17 protein-coding genes and 1 pseudogene are annotated in these 21,355 nt (G+C 43.2%); 2 read left to right on the top strand and 16 right to left on the bottom strand.

The window, feature by feature from the left end:
• Positions 1-26: 26 nt before the first annotated feature.
• The 10 genes from ACZ5NG_RS05010 to ACZ5NG_RS04965 all read right to left on the bottom strand — a co-directional run bounded on the left by ACZ5NG_RS05010 (position 27) and on the right by ACZ5NG_RS04965 (position 10,489).
• The gene (locus tag ACZ5NG_RS05010; protein WP_464252891.1) at positions 27-1,112 is read right to left on the bottom strand and encodes an NAD(P)/FAD-dependent oxidoreductase; all 1,086 of its coding nucleotides are present in this window, start codon (positions 1,110-1,112) and stop codon (positions 27-29) included.
• Entirely contained in the window at positions 1,109-1,414 is a 306-nt protein-coding gene (locus ACZ5NG_RS05005) for a (2Fe-2S)-binding protein (protein WP_464252890.1), read from the bottom strand. Before ACZ5NG_RS05005 ends, ACZ5NG_RS05010 begins: the two co-directional genes overlap by 4 nt.
• Positions 1,415-1,579: 165 nt before the next feature.
• Positions 1,580-3,310: a sigma 54-interacting transcriptional regulator gene (locus ACZ5NG_RS05000; protein WP_464252889.1), complete on the bottom strand. Its 1,731-nt coding sequence runs from the start codon at positions 3,308-3,310 to the stop codon at positions 1,580-1,582.
• Positions 3,311-3,426: 116 nt separating this feature from the next.
• On the bottom strand, positions 3,427-4,137 hold the full coding sequence (locus tag ACZ5NG_RS04995) for an ABC transporter ATP-binding protein (protein ID WP_464252888.1): 711 nt from the start codon (positions 4,135-4,137) through the stop codon (positions 3,427-3,429).
• Positions 4,138-4,911, bottom strand: a complete 774-nt coding sequence (locus ACZ5NG_RS04990; protein ID WP_464252887.1) for an ABC transporter ATP-binding protein — start codon at positions 4,909-4,911, stop codon at positions 4,138-4,140.
• A gap of 24 nt (positions 4,912-4,935) precedes the next feature.
• Complete coding sequence (locus ACZ5NG_RS04985; protein ID WP_464252886.1) at positions 4,936-5,838, bottom strand: branched-chain amino acid ABC transporter permease; 903 nt, start codon at positions 5,836-5,838, stop codon at positions 4,936-4,938.
• Positions 5,839-5,848: 10 nt separating this feature from the next.
• Positions 5,849-6,721 carry a branched-chain amino acid ABC transporter permease gene (locus ACZ5NG_RS04980; RefSeq protein WP_464252885.1) on the bottom strand — a complete coding sequence of 291 codons (873 nt, stop codon included), beginning with the start codon at positions 6,719-6,721 and terminating at the stop codon, positions 5,849-5,851.
• A 125-nt stretch (positions 6,722-6,846) separates the two neighbouring features.
• The gene (locus ACZ5NG_RS04975) at positions 6,847-8,058 is read right to left on the bottom strand and encodes an ABC transporter substrate-binding protein (protein WP_464252884.1); all 1,212 of its coding nucleotides are present in this window, start codon (positions 8,056-8,058) and stop codon (positions 6,847-6,849) included.
• Positions 8,059-8,094: 36 nt separating this feature from the next.
• Positions 8,095-9,744 (bottom strand): sigma-54 interaction domain-containing protein, encoded by a 1,650-nt coding sequence (locus ACZ5NG_RS04970; RefSeq protein ID WP_464252883.1) that lies wholly within the window; start codon positions 9,742-9,744, stop codon positions 8,095-8,097.
• A gap of 328 nt (positions 9,745-10,072) precedes the next feature.
• Positions 10,073-10,489 (bottom strand): hypothetical protein, encoded by a 417-nt coding sequence (locus ACZ5NG_RS04965; protein ID WP_464252882.1) that lies wholly within the window; start codon positions 10,487-10,489, stop codon positions 10,073-10,075.
• 118 nt (positions 10,490-10,607) lie between these two features.
• Here ACZ5NG_RS04965 and ACZ5NG_RS04960 point away from each other — a divergent pair, with 118 nt between their 5' ends.
• Positions 10,608-12,527, top strand: a complete 1,920-nt coding sequence (locus tag ACZ5NG_RS04960; protein WP_464252881.1) for an ABC-F family ATP-binding cassette domain-containing protein — start codon at positions 10,608-10,610, stop codon at positions 12,525-12,527.
• 52 nt (positions 12,528-12,579) lie between these two features.
• Positions 12,580-13,941, top strand: coding sequence for a [Fe-Fe] hydrogenase large subunit C-terminal domain-containing protein (locus ACZ5NG_RS04955; RefSeq protein ID WP_464252880.1), 1,362 nt, complete (start codon positions 12,580-12,582; stop codon positions 13,939-13,941).
• 495 nt (positions 13,942-14,436) lie between these two features.
• Here ACZ5NG_RS04955 and ACZ5NG_RS04950 read toward each other — a convergent pair whose 3' ends face one another.
• The 6 genes and pseudogenes from ACZ5NG_RS04950 to ACZ5NG_RS04925 all read right to left on the bottom strand — a co-directional run bounded on the left by ACZ5NG_RS04950 (position 14,437) and on the right by ACZ5NG_RS04925 (position 21,348).
• On the bottom strand, positions 14,437-15,078 hold the full coding sequence (locus ACZ5NG_RS04950; protein WP_464252879.1) for an adenylate kinase: 642 nt from the start codon (positions 15,076-15,078) through the stop codon (positions 14,437-14,439).
• 83 nt (positions 15,079-15,161) lie between these two features.
• Positions 15,162-17,317 (bottom strand): annotated as a pseudogene (locus ACZ5NG_RS04945) (Tex family protein).
• A 109-nt stretch (positions 17,318-17,426) separates the two neighbouring features.
• Positions 17,427-18,569 (bottom strand): HD-GYP domain-containing protein, encoded by a 1,143-nt coding sequence (locus ACZ5NG_RS04940; protein ID WP_464252878.1) that lies wholly within the window; start codon positions 18,567-18,569, stop codon positions 17,427-17,429.
• A gap of 160 nt (positions 18,570-18,729) precedes the next feature.
• The gene (locus ACZ5NG_RS04935) at positions 18,730-18,972 is read right to left on the bottom strand and encodes a hypothetical protein (RefSeq protein WP_464252877.1); all 243 of its coding nucleotides are present in this window, start codon (positions 18,970-18,972) and stop codon (positions 18,730-18,732) included.
• Positions 18,973-19,123: 151 nt separating this feature from the next.
• Complete coding sequence (gene gltA, locus ACZ5NG_RS04930; protein ID WP_464252876.1) at positions 19,124-20,512, bottom strand: NADPH-dependent glutamate synthase; 1,389 nt, start codon at positions 20,510-20,512, stop codon at positions 19,124-19,126.
• Complete coding sequence (locus ACZ5NG_RS04925) at positions 20,500-21,348, bottom strand: sulfide/dihydroorotate dehydrogenase-like FAD/NAD-binding protein (protein WP_464252875.1); 849 nt, start codon at positions 21,346-21,348, stop codon at positions 20,500-20,502. The genes gltA and ACZ5NG_RS04925 overlap by 13 nt, the downstream gene beginning before the upstream one ends.
• Positions 21,349-21,355 lie beyond the last annotated feature (7 nt).

The raw sequence follows: 21,355 nt of genomic DNA, 5'->3' as shown, positions 1-21,355 counted from the left end.
CTCCTCCCTTCACTGTTGCAATGTGTTTAAGCTTGTACAAGTACTTTCGATAAGCCGCTGCGAATTTTTTCTCCCACCGGCCCGGATCTTAAACCTTGCAGCTCTTTTAGCACTTTAGCCTTTTGCTCTGCAAAATCCGGGGCATCATATCCTAAAGCCTTGGCAGCGTTTAACCCGGCCAACGCCCCTTCCATCATGGCCGCTGAAGCTTCTTCAATACCGCCCACGTCACCGGCAATGTATATACCCGGCACAGTAGTTTCCAGGTTTTCATCACGCAGCGGTACATGACCGCCTAATTCCGCAACATATTTCATCTCACATCCGGCCTGCCATAAAAGCTCCGCCAGCGGAGAAAGTCCCACAGAAAGGCATATTACATCAACGTCAAAGTCGATCTCAGTGCCCGGAATCGGCTGCCAGTTTTCGTCCAGCTTAACAATTGTCGCCCCTTCAACTTCTTTTTCGCCCCAGGCTTTTTTAATGGTGTATCCGGTATAGATAGGTACACCCGCCCGCACAACTTTGGATGCATGCACCCAATAGGCGCCGATCTTCGGTGCGGCTTCTACGATTGCCGCCACTTCAATGCCGGCTTGTAACAGTTGATAGCTGACGATAACTCCGATATTGCCGGCCCCGACCATCAACACCTTATTGCCCGGTTTAACTCCGTTTACATTAACTAAGGTTTGTACCGCGCCCGCACCATAAACGCCCGGCAGATCGTTGTTCGGAAAAGCTAAAGTCTTTTCCGCTCCGCCGGTAGCCATAATCACTTTTTGCGGTTTAATTTTCAGCAGTTTATCGTTCTGCTCTACTGTCAACACGCCGTCTTCTTTGTAATATCCCAGTACTGTGGCACTGGTTAGAATATTAATTTTTTCGACGTTACGTACGGCAGCGGCAAGCTCTTGGGCAATTTTTATCCCCCGTTCCGATGCCCGCTGTTCGGTAGAACCAAAAAAGCGGTGAGTTTGTTTAATTAACTGACCGCCAAGATAATCATTGCGATCAATTAAGGTTACGGACGCCCCCATTGCCGCAGCCTTTAAAGCTGCATTCAAGCCGGCCGGGCCGCCTCCGACAATGCAAATTTCAGTTTGAATCATTTTAATTCACCCTTCCCTTTTTGGGTTTCCACCCGCATACCTTCCCGCAGCTTTTCGACGCACACCCGCACATTGGGCTTGCCGTCAACCACCATCAGACAGGATGAGCAGTTTCCGATATTGCAAAACAGCCCCCTGGGGCGATGCAGGTGAATACTTTCTCTCATGACACGAATACCGTTGGCATGCAGAGCTGCTGCAATGGTCTCACCTTCATAGCCTTCTAACTCTTGGTTGTTATAAAAAAACTTAACTTTTTTTCCTCTCTCAAAATTGAGAATAGGATGTTCATTTATTCGCATAGGCTCATACCTCCCTGCTAACTACCTGCTAACTATAATAAGCAAATTTCATGCCAACAGAAAAAACGTGCAATAGCACGTTTTTTGGCTCTATAGTCGGTATACAAGTGTCTGTTTATTAAACAGTTCGTCATTATTTTCGACAGTTCTGACACTTGTTATATTCTAATCCATCAGTCCTAGCTGATGCATCTTATAATAAAGTGTGCTACGCGGTATACCTAGCATTTTTGCTGCTTGTGAGCGATTGCCGTTTGTTTGTTCTAAAGTACGTTGAATTAACTCCCGTTCGGTCTGCTCGGTAACTGATACCAAACCGAGCTGACCGGATTGGCTTTGTTTACCGTGTTGTTTTAGTGCATTAGGTATACAGCCGCTGTCAATGACGTCTCCTTCTGCCAAAATAACCATCCGTTCAATGACGTTTTTCATTTCACGCACATTTCCCGGCCATGGGTAAGCCAGCAGGACTGCCATAACTTCCGGTTCCAATTTGGTAATTTGCTTTTTGTACAGTTCACAGTACTCTTGGGTAAACTGATAAACCAGTTCCGGAATATCCTCTCTTCTCTCACGCAAAGGCGGCACTTCTAACGACACTACATTTAGGCGGTAATATAAATCTTCTCTAAACAGCCCTTTTTCCAACATGTCTTCTAAATTGCGGTGAGTGGCGGCAATTATCCGCACGTCCACTTTAATCGGTTTTGAACCGCCAACACGGTAAAAGGTTTGTTCCTGAAGGACACGCAAGAGTTTTACCTGTAAATCCGGAGACAGTTCCGCCACCTCATCTAAAAACAGTGTACCGCCATTGGCATTTTCAAAAACACCGGCTTTTCCCTGCCGGCTTGCTCCGGTAAATGCGCCTCCTTCGTAGCCAAATATTTCACTTTCAAACAAAGTAGGCGGTATCGCCGCACAGTTAACCACTATAAAGGGCTTGCCCGCACGATTACTGGCCTCATGGATAGCGCGGGCAAAAAGTTCTTTACCGGTCCCGCTTTCCCCGCGGATTAACACTGATGCATTGGTGTTAGCCACTCTTTTGGCCATTTTAATTAGTTCCTTTAATTTCCGATGTTGTCCTTTAATACGGGCAAAGGGATTAGTGCCGCCGGTAATACGGTTGATCTCGCTTTGTAACTCATGTACTTGATTTGATGCGTGATTTAGTTTTTTATTTAACTGAACAACTTCGGTAATATCTCTTTCGACAGACACGCCGCCAAATGTCCGGTTGCCTATTTTGACGGGATTGGCACTAATTAAAACATGGGTCCCCTCACAGGGTTGATGGTATACCGAGCGTACGCCTTCACGGTTTTTAATCACTTTTGTCAGCATTAAGTTAGAAAAATATTCTTCAATATTGTTTCCCACGATTTCCTCAGCTTTAATATCATACAACGCCTCGGCCCGGTAATTCCAATTAGTAACTATATCTTGATCGTCAATTATACATATTGCTTCATCTACAGTATTTAAGACGGTATCCAGCCTGGACTGAACAATTTTCAGTCGTGTTGCCAGTTCTGTATATAAAATATCGAAATACAGTATACCCAGCACTTCATTTTTATCTCCAACCGCAACTAACGGATGATAGCGCAGCTCTCCCAAATATGTCAGAATATTGTCGTCTAAATTTTCTTTTTCTAAAATTGAAAAATCGGTACGCATAATTTCGCTGACTTTAGCATCAGGGTCAGGACCTTCCTTAAATAATCTTTTATAGGAAACAAGACCGACTAATTTACCACGATCAACCACTGTCAAAAAAGAGCTTTTTTCAGCAGCAAGCAGTCTGCCTTCACTGATCATGGTATCCGGGCTTACTTCTATATAATTCCGGTATAATACCTCTCTTACTGTTATATACTCAGCTTGTTTCATAGGATCCTCCCCTTAAAATAATCACTAAATAGCTATTTAACTTAATTTTATCATATTTATACCCTTTGCAATATCTAATTCCGCGAGGAGGAATCTGGCTGTTTTTCGGTAATTAACTAGTCCTCACCCAGGTATGCCTTGCGTACCTGTTCGTTTTTAGCCAGTTCATCTGCCGGCCCAGACAGCACTATCGAACCGGTTTCTAAAACATATGCTCGGTTAGCAATCGATAAAGCCATATGAGCATTTTGCTCTACTAATAATATCGTGGTACCTGACTGATTAATTACTTTGATAATGTCAAATATTTCCTTAACCAGCATCGGAGCTAAACCCATTGACGGTTCATCTAAAAGCAAAATTTTCGGCCTAGACATTAACGCCCGCCCCATGGCCAGCATTTGCTGTTCACCACCGGATAGGGTACCGGCAGGCTGGTGGATGCGTTCTTTTAACCGCGGAAATCTTTTAAAGACTATTTCTAAAGCCTCATTTATCTCTTTCTTATTCTTTCTGGTGTAAGCCCCCATTTCTAAATTTTCCATCACCGACATCAAGGGAAACACTCTGCGTCCTTCCGGCACTTGGGATATGCCTAAACTTACTATTTTGTGGGGCTGCATCTTGGTCAACTCTTGGCCGTCAAATTTAATCGAGCCTTGTGACGGTTTGATTAGTCCGGATATTGTGCGCAAGGTAGTAGTTTTTCCCGCTCCGTTAGCACCTATCAGGGCCACAATTTCACCTTTATTCAAATTAAATGAGATTCCATTTAATGCCCGGATAGCTCCATAGGAAACATGTAGGTTGTTTACTTCTAACAGCATCTAATCCACATCCTTTCCTAAATAAGCGGCAATAACATCCGGGTTTTTTTGCACCTCTTCGGGTGTACCCTCGGCAATTTTTCGTCCATAATCCACCACAACTACGGTGTCTGACAAGTTCATCACAAATTTCATATCGTGTTCTACCAGGAATATTGTCAGGCCGGCTTCTCTTATTTTATTAATCATCTTCATCAGCATTTGTTTTTCCTGCGGGTTCATCCCGGCAGCAGGTTCATCTAAGCACAACAATGAGGGTTCGGTAGCTAATGCCCGGGCAATTTCCAAGCGGCGCTGCTCACCGTAAGGCAAATTTTTAGCCAGTTCATATTTTTTATGAGACAGCTCCATTAATTCCAGAACTTCTAACGACTTTTCGGTAATATGCTTTTCTTCTTTTTTTACTTTCGGATTAAAAAAACTTGTTAAGGCTCCCAGCATATCACATTTTGTCCGACAGTGTTGACCTACTTTTACATTATCCAGAACGGTCATGTTGGCAAATAATCTGATGTTTTGAAAGGTACGCGCTATTCCTTTGGCAGTGATCACATGGGGTTTCAAGCCGGTTATATCTTCACCTTTAAAGAAAACTTTGCCTTCCGTGGGCTGATAAATCCCGGAGACTATATTAAAGATCGTACTTTTCCCCGCTCCGTTCGGACCGATCAAAGCATTAATAGAGCCCTCTTCAATACTCATATCTACCTGATCAACTGCCGTTAAACCACCAAAGCGTATAGTTAGATTATTTAGTTCAAGTATTGTTGCCAAACCAGTACCCTCCTTACCGCTTTATTATGCTTCCCCGGCAGTCGAACCCCGGTTAGATTGTTGGCGATATTTGTTTTTAAAGATTAAATAACGCAAATTGACTCCACCCAGTAATCCGTTGGGCCGGAATACCATTAAGGCAATCATCAGTGCACCGTATAACAGCATCCGGTATTCAGCGGATGAGCGCAGGAACTCCGGAGCAAGAGTAAGTACTGAGGTTCCTAAAACCACTCCGGGAATACTGCCCAATCCACCCAACACAACAAAGCATAAAAACTCAAATGATTTAGTAAGCCCAAAATCGTTCGGGTTAATATACTGCAACAAATGGGCATACAAACCGCCGGCAATGCCGGCAAAGAAGCAGCCAATGGCAAAGGCTTTTACCTTATAGGCAGCTATATTTATCCCCATAGCCTGGGCGGCAATTTCATCTTCACGTATTGTAATCAGTGCCCGACCAAACCTGGAATTTTGCAACAAGTAGAAAATAACAATGCTTATTGCCGTCAGTACGTATACCATAACAATATTTACTTCTCTGACAATACCGGAAAGGCCAAGAGCACCACCGGTAATGCCGAGATTTAACAGAACAATCCGGACAATCTCCGCAAAACCTAAGGTAACAATTCCCAAGTAGTCACCGGTAAGACGCAAGGCCGGAAAACCAATAACAATTCCGGCTATGGAAGCTAATATACCGCCAAAAATCAGCGCGGCAAAAAACGGCATTTGAAACTTAACTGTTAATATTGCCGCACCATATGCACCAATGGCAAAGAAAGCCGCATGTCCAAAAGAAAACAACCCGGTTTCACCGGTGATAATGTTTAACCCTAGAGCAGCAATAATGTAGATGCCCAGCAGGGTTAACACTTGGATATAATAGGGGTTGATAAATGTCTCTAAATACGCTTCCATGCTGTGTCACCTACACTTTCTTTTGAATTGGCTTGCCGAGTAAACCGGTCGGTTTAAACAGCAGTACTATAATTAATAAGGTGAAAGCTATTGCATCTTTATATGTGCTAAACCCCACGGCTACGCCGATTGTTTCCGCTACACCGAGAAAGATTCCTCCCAGCATCGCTCCGGGAATACTGCCAATGCCCCCCAGTACCGCAGCACAAAAGGCCTTCGTACCGGCCATTAAACCCATTAACGGGGCAACGGAATTAAAATACATGCCTACCAGCACACCACCGGCAGCAGCTAATGATGAACCAATGGCAAAGGTAAATGAAATTACTCGGTCAATGTTAATTCCCATTAAAGCAGCAGCATCGTAGTCCTGAGATGCCGCACGCATTGCTTTACCTATTTTTACATACTTAACAATATAGGTAAGTACCGCCATTAAAATAGCAGACACCGTTAAGATAATAAGTTGCACTTTAGTTATCTCTATTGGCCCAAGATGATAAATGGCATCTTCAACAACTCTGGGAAAACCTACCGGTTGCGGGCCTTTTAATAACATCATGAAGTTTTGGAAAAAAATCGACGCACCCAATGCCGAAATCAAAGCCGCCAAACGCGCCGACCTGCGCAGCGGTCTGTAGGCAACTCGCTCCAGCGTAACACCCAGTATCATACATACCAGCATGGCAATCAAAATCGCGCCAAAGAAATTCTGCCCTAGTACGGTAATAGCCGTAACACCGGTGAAGGCGCCAATCATATATATATCCCCGTGTGCAAAGTTAATTAGTTGAATAATACCGTAGACCATTGTATAGCCCAGGGCTATCAAGGCATAAACTGCTCCCAGAGTTAACCCGTTAATAATTTGTTGCTCAAGCATAACGTCTCCTCCAATCGGTTAAGGCTTTATTGCTGCAAAAATTACAGGTAATTTAATTAAGCTAAGCAAGGGAATAGCCATTGTGACCAGCACAATGGCTATCACCTAACTTGTCTTTACAGGAATTACTGAACTGGGATGGCTTTCTTAACCTTGAAGAATTGTTTTCCGTTTTCATCCTGAGCTACTTCTAACAAGTAAACCGGGCTCTTCAGAGGTTCATGGTTATCCTGAATGGTAATGGTACCGGAAACTCCTTGCCAATTCTTGAGTTTCTTAATTTCTTCTTTAAATACAGACGGATCGGCACTGCCGGCTGCTTTCATGGCATCGGCCAGCATCATTACGGCATCATAGCCTTGAGCCACAAACATATTTGGCAGTTCACCGTTATTTGCTGCACTGTAGCGTTCAATAAATTCTTTGGTTTTACCGGTAGCATTTTCCGGGTCAGCTTCAAAACCGCAGTAAACCATGCTGCCGTTTACCGCATCGCCGCCCATTTCCCAAAGGGTAGAGCCAAGTAAGCCGTCACCGCCGGCCATCTTAATGTCCATACCCTGTTTTCTTACTTCCTTCATAATTAAGCCGCCTTCAGTATAGTAACCGGTAAAGATAATGCCGTCCGGCTTTTTCGGCTTAATGGAAGTTACCTGAGCACTGAAGTTTTGGTCACCGTCTTGAACACTTTCTTCCGCCACAATTTCCACGCCATTATCTATTAAGGCCTTTTTGAAAATCTTAGAAAGACCGACACTGTAGTCATTGTTGATAGAGGTAATTAAAGCTACTTTATTCCAGCCCATTTCTTCTTTCAGATACTTCACAACTGCAGGAGCGGCCACCGCGTCGAGCAGGGTATTGCGGTAGACATATTCACGCAAATTACCTTGTTCATCGCTAACCACATAATCACCTACTGCACCGGCTGAAAGTAAAACTACCTTGTTGCTTTCAGCAATCGGGGCAGCCAGCTTGGTAATACCGGTGGTTGGGTCACCGACAATAGCTACCACCTTATCACTCTGAATTAACTTTTGGGTAACATTAGCCCCTTCAGTTAACTTACTGCCGTGATCCTCTTCAACAATTTCCAATTTCTTGCCCAGAACGCCGCCGGCATTGTTTATGTCCTCAACAGCCATTTTCATACCGGCCAAAGTCTTAATACCAAAATCAGCATGCCCACCTGTTTTAGCACCTAAAAAGCCAATCTTAATGGTATCGCCGTCGGCAGAAGTACTTGCAGCCTGATCACCGCCTCCGCCACAACCGACTGCAACTAATGATAGTGCCAAGATAGCAATTAAAGCTAATAACAAACTTTTTCTTTTCAATTGATAGATACCTCCCATAATTATTATTTAGTTAAATTACTTTTCATCTCTATTACCGGAATGCTTTCCTGAGCCTTCGCTGATATCCATATGCCGCAGTTTATAATAAAGAGTACTGCGAGGAATGCCCAGAAACCGCGCCGCTGCAGACTTGTTGCCGTTACATCTTTCCAGCGCTTTTAATATCACCTGTCGCTCGGCCTCAACCGCCACTTTAGTCAGCTTTTCTTTATTGGGCGATGAAGGCAGAGATATATATGTATGACGGCGCAAGTTTTCCGGTAAGTATTCTTTTGTGATTACGTCATCTTCTACCAATACCACCAGCCTTTCTACCACGTTTTTTAATTCCCGTACATTGCCGGGCCAAGAGTAATCCATCATGATATTAGTTACTTCCGGATCCACCTTATTGATTACTTTGCCGTAGGTTTGCGAAAACTCTTGTATAAAAAGGTGCATCAGTTCCGGAATGTCTTCTTTGCGTTCCCTTAAAGCCGGCATATTTACCGTCACTACACTAAAGTAATAGTACAAATCTTCTCGAAATTGATTTTTAGCTACCATGCTTTCCAAGTCGCGGTGAGTAGCCGCTATAATATGTACATCTACTTTTATCGGTTCTGACGACCCTATTCGGTTAAAGTGCTTATTTTGCAGTGCTTTAAACAGCTTAGCCTGAATGTCTAACGGCAGTTCTCCTACCTCATCTAAAAAAATTGTGCCTCCGTGGGCCAGTTCAAGCATTCCCGGTTTTCCTTTTGGCTCCCCGCCGATTAATGCGCCCGGAGCATAACCAAACAGTTCGCTTTCAAAAAGATTATTCGGAATGGCACCGCAGTTGACGGTAATAAAAGGACCGTTACGCCGCGGACTGTCTAAATGCACCGCACGGGCAAATAGCTCTTTTCCGGTGCCACTTTCTCCTTTGATTAAAATAGTGGCGGCGGTACCGGCCACTTTTCTGCCGATTTCGCGTATTTCTTGAATTTTTCGTGAGCGGCCGACTAGTTTGTTAAAAGCAGAATCTCGGCCGGAGATTTTGCTAATTTCATGTTTTAATAAATTAACCTGGGAGCTTGCTTTGGATAACTCATTATTTAAACGCACAACATCTGTAATATTGCGCCCACAGGACACGCCACCGATTAACTGTTGCCCTTGCCTTACCGGCACTGCATTAACCAAAACATGCACACCGGGACAGGGTTGATGATAATGTGAATTCACGGCTGTATTTTCGTGAATTGCTTGGGTAACAATTGAATTGGCAAAATAGTCTTCAATGTCGGCACCTAATATTTTTTCGGCGGAAAGGCGATAAAAATCTTCTGCATTTTGATTCCAAATCAATACCTTATTATTTGAATCTACAGCAGTTACCGCCTCATTTACCGTTCTCAGTACCGCATCAAAATAACTTAACAGTTTTTTATAGGCAGCACTTAAAAAGTTGACCAACTGTTCCGATGTTATTAAACCTTTTTCCATATTGTGCTTATCTTTTACTAATAAGCATTTACCGCTGTTTTTAGAATTTGATAATATCTCTAAAAGCGGGTCACTTTCGGTAACAGAAACGGCATTTTTTAAATGTGCCGAAAGTTCGCTATTATTTTTAACTTCTTCTATCGGAATATAAGTTACATCGCTAACGCGCAGATTAAAGCCGTGCTGCGCTACCAATATAGACACCACCTCTAAGCTTCCCAGGACGCAAAATGTCAGCTTGAACATTTGGACAATTAAATGTTTAATAAGTTGACATTGTATTTTTATTCTGCATAAGTTAATAAACTCCTGCTAACTATACAATAATTTTTAAAAAAATTAATTAACATTTAAACAGTTGGCTGTACAGTTATCAGACACTAAATGTAAAAAAGGGCTTTTAAAACCGTTTTTAGTTATTAACTACACGCCTGAAAGTACAGGCCGCCCGCTGCTAACCAACTAAATAAGAAAAGCTGAAGCACTAACGAACTTGATAGCTCGTTGTGCTTCAGCCTGTTAATTAAACCGGCCATCCGGCCTCGGGAATTATATCCAGTTCTAAGCCCATTAATACGATGGCATCTTCAAATAAATTTTTTGACCCTTCCTTAAATTTTAACACCAAGGTAAAAATTCTTTGTCCTTGATCAGTTAATGCCTGCAGAACCTGACCGGCGGTTGCCCGGGGGAATTGTACGGCAAATACCGTCTTCCCTTTGTAATAATCCACTACCAGCAAATAAGCATCATCCTCGGCAGAATACTGCCACCGGTAGTCAAACTTACCGGTGTAAGCACCGGCCACTCTGCTTGCTTTGTCTAACTCATTGTATGGCTTTTCAAATTCCGGACTAAACAAAGTTACGCCGGTTGTATTTACAGCATGCGGCGCTTCAATGATACCTATGCTGCCTGATTTTGGTGTAATTTTAATCAATTTGATGTCCTCCTTAATTTTATATTTATTACCTACATTACTACTGCTTCTCTATGAACAAAGGGTTGCCCCTCCTATCAAGGTGCGATAAACTACATATCGGTAGAGGTGAAAACTTTTGATACTATTACAAGCTTCACATGTGACAAAATCATATGGCGCTAACATCATTCTTGACGACGTGACATTGACTGTTCAATCCGGCGAAAGAGTTGGCTTGGTCGGTGCTAACGGTGCCGGTAAATCTACTTTGGCAAAAATCCTTGCCGGGCAATTGCCTTGTGATGCGGGCGATATTATTCAGCCTAAGAATGTCACCATCGGCTACTTAGCCCAGGACAGTGGGTTAAATTCTGAGCGCAGCATTTATCAAGAATTGGTTTCGGTTTTTAATCATTTAGCGCAAATGGAACTAAACTTAAGAGATTTGGAAAAATCCATTAGCAGCAAAACGACAACCAATGACGAAAAACTTCAGCAGCAACTATTAAGTAAATACGCTCATCTATCAGAAAAATTTAAAGAACTGGGCGGCTATAGTTATCATGCCGCTATCAGGAGTGTTATGCACGGCCTGAATTTGGAAGCGCTAGGCAGTGATAGCCCGATAAAAAATTTAAGCGGCGGCCAAAAAACATTGGTGGCTCTGGCCAAACTGCTACTACAAGCACCGGACGTTCTAATACTGGACGAGCCTACCAACTATTTGGATATTAACACACTTAATTGGTTGGAACAATATCTTAAATCATACTCCGGCGCTATTTTGATCATTTCCCATGACCGCTATTTGTTGGATTCACTTGTAAATACTATTTATGAGCTGGAATCGGCTAAAATATACCAATATCACGGAAACTACTCTGCATATTTAGAGCAAAAGGCTGAGCTTATGGCCGCACAATTAAAACAATACAACAAACAAATGGACGAAATTGCCCGCATGAAAGATTTTATTCAACGCAATATCGCCCGGGCGGCAACCAGTAAGCGTGCACAAAGCCGCAGACGGATGTTGGAAAAAATGAACGTTATTGATAAGCCTCGTTCAACGGACAAGGCTCACTTTTCTTTTAATATTTCCCGTCAAAGCGGTAAAGAAGTATTAAAAGTAGAAAACCTGGCTATTGGTTACGGTGAAAATACACTGGCAGCTGAGATAAATTTCTTAATTGAACGGGGCGAAAGAGTAGCCCTGATGGGTCCGAACGGTGTAGGTAAATCGACCTTGTTAAAAACCATCATCGGGGAATTAAAAGCTAAACACGGGAAAATAAAATTTGGCGCCAATGTAGAAATCGGCTACTACGAACAGGAACAAGCAAAGCTATACAGTACTAAACAAGTGCTTGATGAGCTGTGGGATGAATACCCACATATCAACGAAAAAGATATTCGTACTGTTTTAGGTAACTTTTTGTTCAGCGGGGACGATGTGCTAAAATCAGTGCAGGATTTAAGCGGCGGTGAAAAAGCACGCCTGGAACTGGCCAAACTGATGCTTAAAGAGGCTAATTTTTTGATTTTAGACGAACCGACCAATCACTTGGACATTTATAGCCGTGAGGTTCTGGAAAACGCTTTAATTGACTTTCCCGGAACAATTTTGTTTGTCAGTCACGACCGTTATTTTGTAAACAAAATAGCTACCCGAGTGATCGAATTAAGCGAAAGCCAAGTGACTAACTATTATGGTAACTACGACTATTATGTTTATAAAAAAGAACAACTGAAAAACAACACCGGCACTACCCCGACCCGCAAGGAAATAAAGCCTAAGGAACAGCGGGACAAGCAAAACTACTTAGCCGCCAAGGAAGCAAAACGCAAAGAAAGGAGCAAATTGCGCAGGTTACAGCAACTGGAAAACTTAATTGAGCAGTGCGAACAACGCATCAGTGAGCTGGAAACCCACCTCACACGCCCTGACGTTTACCAAGACCACGTTAAGTGTTTAGAATTAACTGACGAACTTGAGCAATTAAAAAGCAAGCAGGAGCAATATATGGAGGAATGGATTAACTTAGCGGATCAATAATTTTTTATAAATTATGCAAAATTGGGCGAAAATAACTGCAGAGGTGACCGCTATGAATCCCAATGAATTTGCTCACCGTCTGCTGGTTAGTTTAGCCCGACAAATCAGAGAAGGAGCAGCCCTTGAACGCAATAAACTAGTTCAGCGGATATTAAATGAAAGCATCGATAAAAATGACCCTGATTATGATTTTTGGAAAGACAGAGTAGAAAAAAGGCTGTCTCTGCTTTTAGATGAAGACAGGGGCGAAAGTGCGCTACTGGTACAATTAATAGAAGGTGCCTGTGATGACTGCTTAGATAACAAGCCCTGTGTTGACCTGTGTCCGACCGGAGCCATCGCGAAGGATGAATCCGGCAAAATCACCATCAATGAAGACAGATGTGTAGAGTGCACATTATGTGTAGACAACTGCATTACCGGTTCCATTGTCACCAGATCGGAGTTCGCGCAGGTAGCCGCCATGATTATGCAACGCCAAGATTACCCGGTTTATGCTATTTTAGCCCCGTCTTTCGTTGGGCAATTTGGCGAAAAAGCCACCCCGGAAATAATCAAAGGGGCACTGAAAAGTATCGGTTTTACCGATGTATATGAAGTTGCCATGGCAGCAGATGTTATCACCCGGCATGAAGCGGAAATATATATAGACAGAATGCAAAAAGGGAAAAATTTTATGATTACATCCTGCTGTTGCCCGGCGTTTATTAAATTAGTGGAAAAAATCCGACCAAAGGTAAGCAACTTGTTATCACCTTCGGTTTCACCAATGATTGCCATGGGCAAAATGTTAAAACAGCGTGAGCCGGAATGTCGGGTAGTTTTTATCGGACCATGCATTGCCAAAAAAGCCGAAGCTAAAAGACCGGATCTTCAGCCCGCTATTGACTGTGTATTAACTTACAAAGAAACAATGGCATTGTTTGAAGCCGCTGATGTGCCACTGGACGGAAGTTTGGGCACTGAAGAGCTGACTGATGCGTCCCACGACGGACGCATTTATGCCCATACCGGAGGTGTTACTGCAGCCATTACCCGGGCAATAAAACAGTTGGCACCTCAATATGAAGTTAAGGCTGTCTATGGAGACGGATTAAAGGAATGCAACCGCTTGTTAAAGCAGTTGGAAGAAGGCACTTTAGACGCTAATTTCATGGAAGGGATGGGCTGCCCCCATGGATGTGTTGGGGGGCCGGGTACGATTATCGACAGCAAAACGGCCGCTAAAATTGTCGACAGTCATGCCAAACAAGCAACTGTCTTTGCCGCCTTAGAAAACAAAAAAGCGGAAAAATGGGCGCAACAATACGGTGAAAGTGCCCATTTACATTCCAAAAAAATGCAGATGTCCGGAAAGGCTTATTTGCCGCAGCATCCGCCACAGCCGTTAACAAACAACGAAATTCATCCGTAATTATAGATTAGAATCTTCTTCAGGCAGGGTACTTTCCTGCCTGTTTCAGTTAAATGCAAGCGACGATAAAGAAAGCTGCACCTTCAACCCAACATCCTTACCTATTTAAGATAAAAAAGCAACTTTCTTGTTCTCATAAATGCAGGGTTACTTTGCCGCCAAGGCCATTTACCGAAGCAAACGATAGCCCGCTAATTCAAAGAGCATTGCTAACGGAGGATTAGCGCCGAGGACTGTTTGAGCGTCAGCGAGTTCACTTTCATCTGATTAAAAAATTTAGGATGAAAGTACACGGCCGCCGGCCCGGAGGCGGCGGAGCTCGTTCAATTATAGGTGCCGGCGTGTTTGCGTAGGTAAATGCCTTGGCGGCCTTCACTGCAGTTGCTTTTAACTGTGCCTTTCTTTGCAGGTCGGCGTGGAGCCCAGCCATACACAAAAAAACTGAAGCACCATCGAAGCTTTTAGCTCGCAGTGCTTCAGCTTATTTTCCATCATTTACTTTACAGCTGCCAAAATATCTTCTAAAACTTTATCTATTTCTTGGTCACCGTTGATGTTTTTCAAAATGCCTTTTTCTTTATAATAATCAATCAGCGGTTGGGTTTTCTCCATATAGGCATCAAGACGGGTTTTTACAGATTCTTCATTATCATCTGAACGCTGGTATAATTCACCGCCGCAGCTGTCACATTTACCTTCTGTTTTAGGAGGATTAAACAGAACATGGTAAGAAGCACCACAGTTCTTGCACACACGGCGACCGGTTAAGCGGGCCATCAGCTTGTCCAACGGTACTTCAATATTAATCACTGCATCAAGCTTAATAGCCAGCTCTTTTAATGTTTGATCCAAAGCTTCAGCTTGTTCTACCGTGCGCGGAAAACCGTCTAACAGGAAACCTTTTTTGCAATCTTCTTCTTGCAAACGGTCTTTAACCATTCCAATAACCACTTCGTCGGGTACTAAGGCACCTTTATCCATGTACTCCTTAGCTTTCATACCCATTTCCGTGCCATTGGCAATGGCTGCACGGAACATGTCACCGGTAGAGATATGGGTAATCTGCAGTTCCTTAACCATTCTTTCAGCTTGCGTACCTTTACCGGCACCGGGTGGTCCCATGATCAGTAAGTTCACAAAAATCCCCTCCATAATTATATAATTTCCAAGTTTATGATATGTGTATTATATCACAAACCCTATACAGTGAATATATTTTTTTACTGATTATTTTGACGCATTGTCAGTCCAATGCGCTGACGCTGAGTATCTACATCCAATACCCAAACCGTTACAATGTCACCCACCGCTACCGCCTCTAAAGGGTGCTTAATATAATAATCGGCAATTTGCGAAATGTGAACTAAACCGTCCACCCCAATCCCAATATCCACAAATGCGCCGAAATCCACTACATTGCGCACCGTACCCTTAAGTTCCATTCCCGGTTCCAGATCTTCAATAGTGAGAACATCAGTACGCAAAATCGGTTTAGGCAGATCTTCCCGTGGGTCGCGTCCGGGACGAATTAAAGATGCCACAATGTCTTTTAACGTGGGCACCCCGGCACCGATTTTTTCAGCAGTTTCTTCTATATTCAGCTTAGTTAATTGTAAACGCATTTCGTTACTGCCAACATCACTCAACCGGCAGCCTATTTCTTTTAACAGTGCCTCAACAATGTGGTATGATTCCGGATGAATCGGCGTTTTGTCCAATGGATTCTCACCGTTAAAAATCCGCAAAAAACCGACGCACTGTTCGTATGTTTTTGCCCCTAAACGCGGAACTTTCTTTAGGTCGTTTCGATTGTTAAAGCGGCCGATCTCCTGACGATATTTTACAATGTTGTTGGCAACTGTTTTGTTAATGCCGGCTACATAAGAAAGCAGTGCCGGAGAGGCGGTATTTACGTCCACGCCGACATGGTTAACGGCTGATTCCACTACAACAGCTAAGCTTTCTTCTAATTTTTTGGGGTTAACATCATGCTGATACTGACCGACTCCCAGTGATTTGGGATCAATTTTTACCAGTTCCGCCAGTGGGTCCTGCAGCCTTCTGGCAATAGATACCGCACTGCGTTCGGCAACATCAAGCTCAGGAAATTCCTCACCGGCCAGCTTAGAAGCTGAATATACACTGGCACCGGCTTCACTGACAATAATATACTGCAACTGTTTTTGAGTATATTCTTTAATAAAATCCGCTACAAATGCCTCGGTTTCCCGCGAAGCAGTACCGTTGCCGATTGCTATAATATCGATATTGTACTTATCCACTAATCGTTTAAATTCTTCTTTTGCCTCTTTTACTTTGTTTTGCGGCGGCGTGGGATAAACAACCCCCACCTGCAGCAGTTTTCCGGTGTCATCTACTACAGCCCATTTGCATCCTGTTCGGTATGCGGGATCCACACCTAACACGGTTTTGCCCTGTACCGGCGGCTGCAGCAGCAATTGACGCAGGTTCTTACTGAATACTTTAATTGCTTGTTCTTCAGCGGCTTCCGTCAGCTCGTTGCGCACCTCTCTTTCTACTGCCGGCAGCATCAGGCGGTTGAGGGCGTCTTTAATTGCTTTTTCTACATACTCAGCGGTAATGCTTCCCGGTTGAAGCCAATTTTTATATAAGTGTTCTAAAATAATTTTTTCTTCTACTTCTATTTTTACTTTCAGAAAACCTTCTTTTTCACCGCGATTGATAGCCAGGGTGCGGTGGGGTAATACTTTGTTTACCGGCTGACTAAACTCGTAGTACATTTCATAAACTGACTTTTTATCAGCTTTTTTATTTGTTGACGTCAGCACTCCCTGCTTAAACATATAGTTTCTGACCCAACCCCTAACCTCGGGATGATCCGCCACCCTCTCGGCAACTATATCTTGGGCACCTTGCAGGGCATCTTCCACGGTTAGCACTTTTTTTCCTCGGAAATGTATTTTTTAGCTTCAGAATATACATCTCCATGTTTAGGAAAGGACAGCAAAAAGTCCGCTAACGGCTCCAAGCCTTTTTCTTTGGCTGCCGAGGCGCGAGTGTGGCGTTTGGGACGGTATGGCCGGTACAAATCTTCCACTTCGGTAATCTTAGTAGCGGCTTCAATTTGTCCCTTTAGTTCTGCAGTTAACTTCCCCTGTTCTTCAATGTTGCGCAATACTTCTTCTTTACGCTTAGCCAAGTTGCGGAAATATTTCAGTTTTTCTTCAATCTCCCGCACTTCTACCTCGGTAAGTTCCCCAGTGGCTTCCTTGCGGTAGCGCGATATAAAGGGCACTGTATTGCCTTCATCAAGAAGTTTTACCGTCGCCATTACTTGTTGAGCATTTATTCCACATGCCTGCGAAATCTGATTAATGATTAGCCGGTTGTCCATATTTGCCTCCATAATAAAAAGATTCGTAAAAAGTATACAGCATAAACAGGCACCAATCATCAGTATGATTGGTGCCTGTTTTATTTTTCCCTAAAAATGTGTACAACTTTTAATACCCACAGTGAAGCGGCTTTAATTTATGGTTATCGATTAATTCTATCGTTGTTTTTACTACCGCAGGGTCAAACTGAGTGGCTGCATTTGCCAATAATTCCCGGCGCACTTCTTTCATGTCTAATTGTTGTTCACGATACGGCCGATAAGAAGTCATGGCATCAAAAGCATCCGCTACTGCCAATATTCTGGATATCAACGGAATTTGTTCGCCACGCAATCCATCGGGATAACCTGTACCGTCATACCTTTCATGATGGTGCCTAACATAAGGTACCAGTTCTTGAAATATCTCAATTTCTTCCAATATGTCGGCACTGGCCACCGGATGAATTTGCATTTCCTTGCGTTCTGCCGGTGTCAATTTACCTTTTTTGTGCAGAATTTCTGGAGAAACGGCCAGGTTTCCAATATCGTGAAGCATTGCCGCAATATACAGGCTTTCCAATTCTTGCTCGCTTAAGCCCATTTCCAAGCCAATTATGCCCGCAATTTCGGCAACTTGTTTACAATGTCCACGGGTATGAACATCTAATCCTGAAATGTACTTGGTAAAATATAATAAAGTTTCCGGACTGTCGGCAAAAAGTTTAGTAAATAAATCAATAATTTCTCTGTCAAAACTGCCGGCTGAAAATTCATGGCAAATTACTACGATATAAAAAGCTTTATCGCGATTAACTATTTTTTTGGTACTGATTTCAACTGATATCGGGTTAGTAAAAAGGGTAGTCGTTACATAGCTTTTTGCTAAAAAGCATTCTTTATCCTTTACCAGCACCTCGATAATCGGGCTTAAAAACTGATTTTTATGGCTTTTTCTCCGCCGATCGAACAACAAGTCCCCGATAAATTCACCTTCTACTTCATAAAAGTTTTTACCCATCCAGGACAGTGCACTTTCATTGGCAGAGACTATACTGCCGTCCTCATCTAAAATTATTACCGGCCCGGGGAATAGCTCTACCAACAGATGATCGGAAGCGGTGTTTATCACTGCCCGAAAATGCAGTTCGTTTAAATCTAACTGTTTTAAACGAGCTTGATCAACATGCTTGATAATTGGGGCCCAAGGGTTGATTTTCAGTTTCTTTTCTAATATGTCATGCAAAAAGTCAGTAGCTTCATAATCAAACACTGTAATCTCTCCAAATGTGTTATTTAGATTATGTATACATTTCGCTGTCAAACAATGATTTCCTTTAATGTCTGGAATCTTCCTAATTTTTTATCAAAAGCTGTTATGACTTACCTGATATATATAAATATACTCAAATTTTTTATTGTCTTAAATGAAACTACTGAGATTCTTTTAAAGTATGCAGCTGATGATAAATTTCTAACAGCGGTGCCGCTACATGAAACAGTTCCTTTTCTATATTTTCATAATTTTTGTGGTTTATTTCCCGCAATAAATGCCCCATGTGTTCAACAGAGATCATTGCCCACTCCCGCATGGTACGGTTATCATTACCATGTTCTTGCCGATTTTCCTCCCGCTGAGCAGTTAATTTAGTTAAAAAATCATGAGCAACAGTCATGTTCAACCCCTCCTAATGCAATCAGCTAATGATATTAAATTTTCTTTAAGAACGAAAAATATCCTTTTTTAGAAATACTTATATATTATCGACAGCCCAATAAAAAAACAGAGCAAGTGCCCACTTGCCCTGTTTGCTATTTAACGATAGTTTATTTGCTTCTTAAGTACTGGTCAATAGCCCGGGCAGCTCTTTTCCCGGCACCCATTGCTTGAATTACTGTAGCTGCACCGGTGACAATATCTCCGCCGGCAAATACTCCCGGCTTAGAGGTGGCACAAGTTTCTTCATCTGCTACAATGTTGCCTTTGCGGGTTATTTCCAAACCGGGGGTTGTCCGGGGAACCAGCGGGTTAGGTCCTTGCCCCAAAGCCAGCACTACATTGTCGATTGGCATTTCAAATTCTGAACCCTCAATCGGTATCGGACGGCGGCGTCCGGAAGCATCAGGTTCACCCAGCTCAAATTTAATACACTTCATACCGGTTACCTTGCCGCTTTCATCTCCTAAAAATTCTACCGGACTGGTTAGCAAAATGAACTTAACTCCTTCTTCCCGAGCATGCTCAATTTCTTCTCTTCTGGCCGGCATTTCTGCTTCTGAGCGGCGATAAACGATATAGGATTCTTTAGCACCCAAACGCAGCGCCGTACGAGCGGCATCCATAGCTACGTTGCCGGCACCGATTACCGCTACCCGCTCACCTACTTTAATTGGGGTGAGATATTCCGGAAATTTATATGCCTTCATTAGGTTTGTGCGGGTTAAAAACTCGTTTGCAGAGTATATGCCGTTTAAGTTTTCACCGGGAATGTTCATAAAATACGGCAATCCCGCACCGGTGCCGATAAACACTGCATCATAACCTGCTGCCAGCAATTCATCCACTGAATCCAGCTGACCAATTACATAATTGGTTTTTATTTCCACACCTAATTCTTTAATCTTTTCGATTTCACTTTGTACTATTTCCTTTGGCAGGCGAAACTCCGGAATTCCGTACATTAAAACTCCGCCGGCTACATGCAGTGCTTCAAATACCGTCACTTGGTGACCCATTTTTGCCAAATCTCCGGCAGCAGTTAATCCTGCCGGTCCGGAGCCGACTACCGCCACCTTTTTTCCGGTTGAAGGCATTTTTTCAACCGGCTCACCGCCATGGGCCAGTTCATAGTCAGCAACAAAACGTTCCAAACGACCGATGGCAACCGGTTCACCCTTCCTGCCTAATATGCAGTACTTTTCGCATTGGTTTTCTTGTGGACAAACTCGGCCGCAAACAGCCGGCAGATTGTTTTTGGTTTTAATTTTTTGAATGGCCCCTTTGTAATCACCTTCTTTGAGCAAAGCAATAAATTCAGGAATGGGCACTTCTACCGGGCAACCCTCTACACATTTGGGTTTTTTACAATTTAAACAGCGGCTTGCTTCGGCTAAGGCTGTTTCTTCGCTGTAACCCAAAGCCACTTCGTTAAAGTTGCCTATTCTTTCTTTTGGGTGTTGGGTAGGCATTTCATGCCTTTTCTTTACTTGCTGCATTTGCAACCACCTCCACATCCACAGTTGCCGCCGGCATCTACCCTTTTTTCTTCTTCTCTGTAATATGCCGAACGAAGCATTGCTAAATCAAAGTCAACTAAATGAGCATCAAATTCCGGACCGTCTACACAAGCAAATTTTGTTTCATTGCCTACACTAACCCGGCAAGCACCGCACATGCCTGTGCCGTCTACCATAATGGGGTTTAAGCTGACAATAGTTTTTATGCCTAAAGGCTTAGTTGTGGCAGCCATTGCCCGCATCATCGGCATGGGCCCAATAGCCCAAATTCGGTCGATTTTAGTTTCTTCAGCAAGTTGTTTGACCGCATCTGTGACAAAGCCTTTTTGTCCGTAGCTGCCGTCATCAGTGCAAACAATTAACCGATCGCTTACTGCCGCCATTTTTTCTTCCCAAAATAACAATTCTTTGTTACGGGCACCAATAACGGAGATTACTTCATTACCGACATCTTTAAGCGCCCTGGCAATAGGATAGATCGGGGCCACACCGACACCGCCGCCAACACACACCACTCGACCATAATTTTCAATTTCAGTGGGTTGGCCAAGGGGACCGACAAAGTCGGTAATAAAGTCTCCGGCATTTAACTTACCCAGTTCTTTTGTCGTGCGCCCCACCTCTTGAAATATAATGGTCACGGTTCCCGTAGACCGGTTATAATCGGCAATTGTTAACGGTATACGTTCTCCTTTTTCATCCAGCCGAAGAATAACAAATTGCCCGGCCTTAGCTTTCGAGGCAATTTTAGGTGCCTCTATTTCAAACAATTTAATCTGTGGGGATAGTATTTCTTTATGCACAATCTTATACATGTTGTTC

It is taken from the genome of Desulfovectis peckii, from assembly GCF_055391705.1.
The sequence above is the reverse complement of the archived record's forward strand: the minus strand, read 5'-3'. Positions and strand labels throughout refer to the sequence as shown.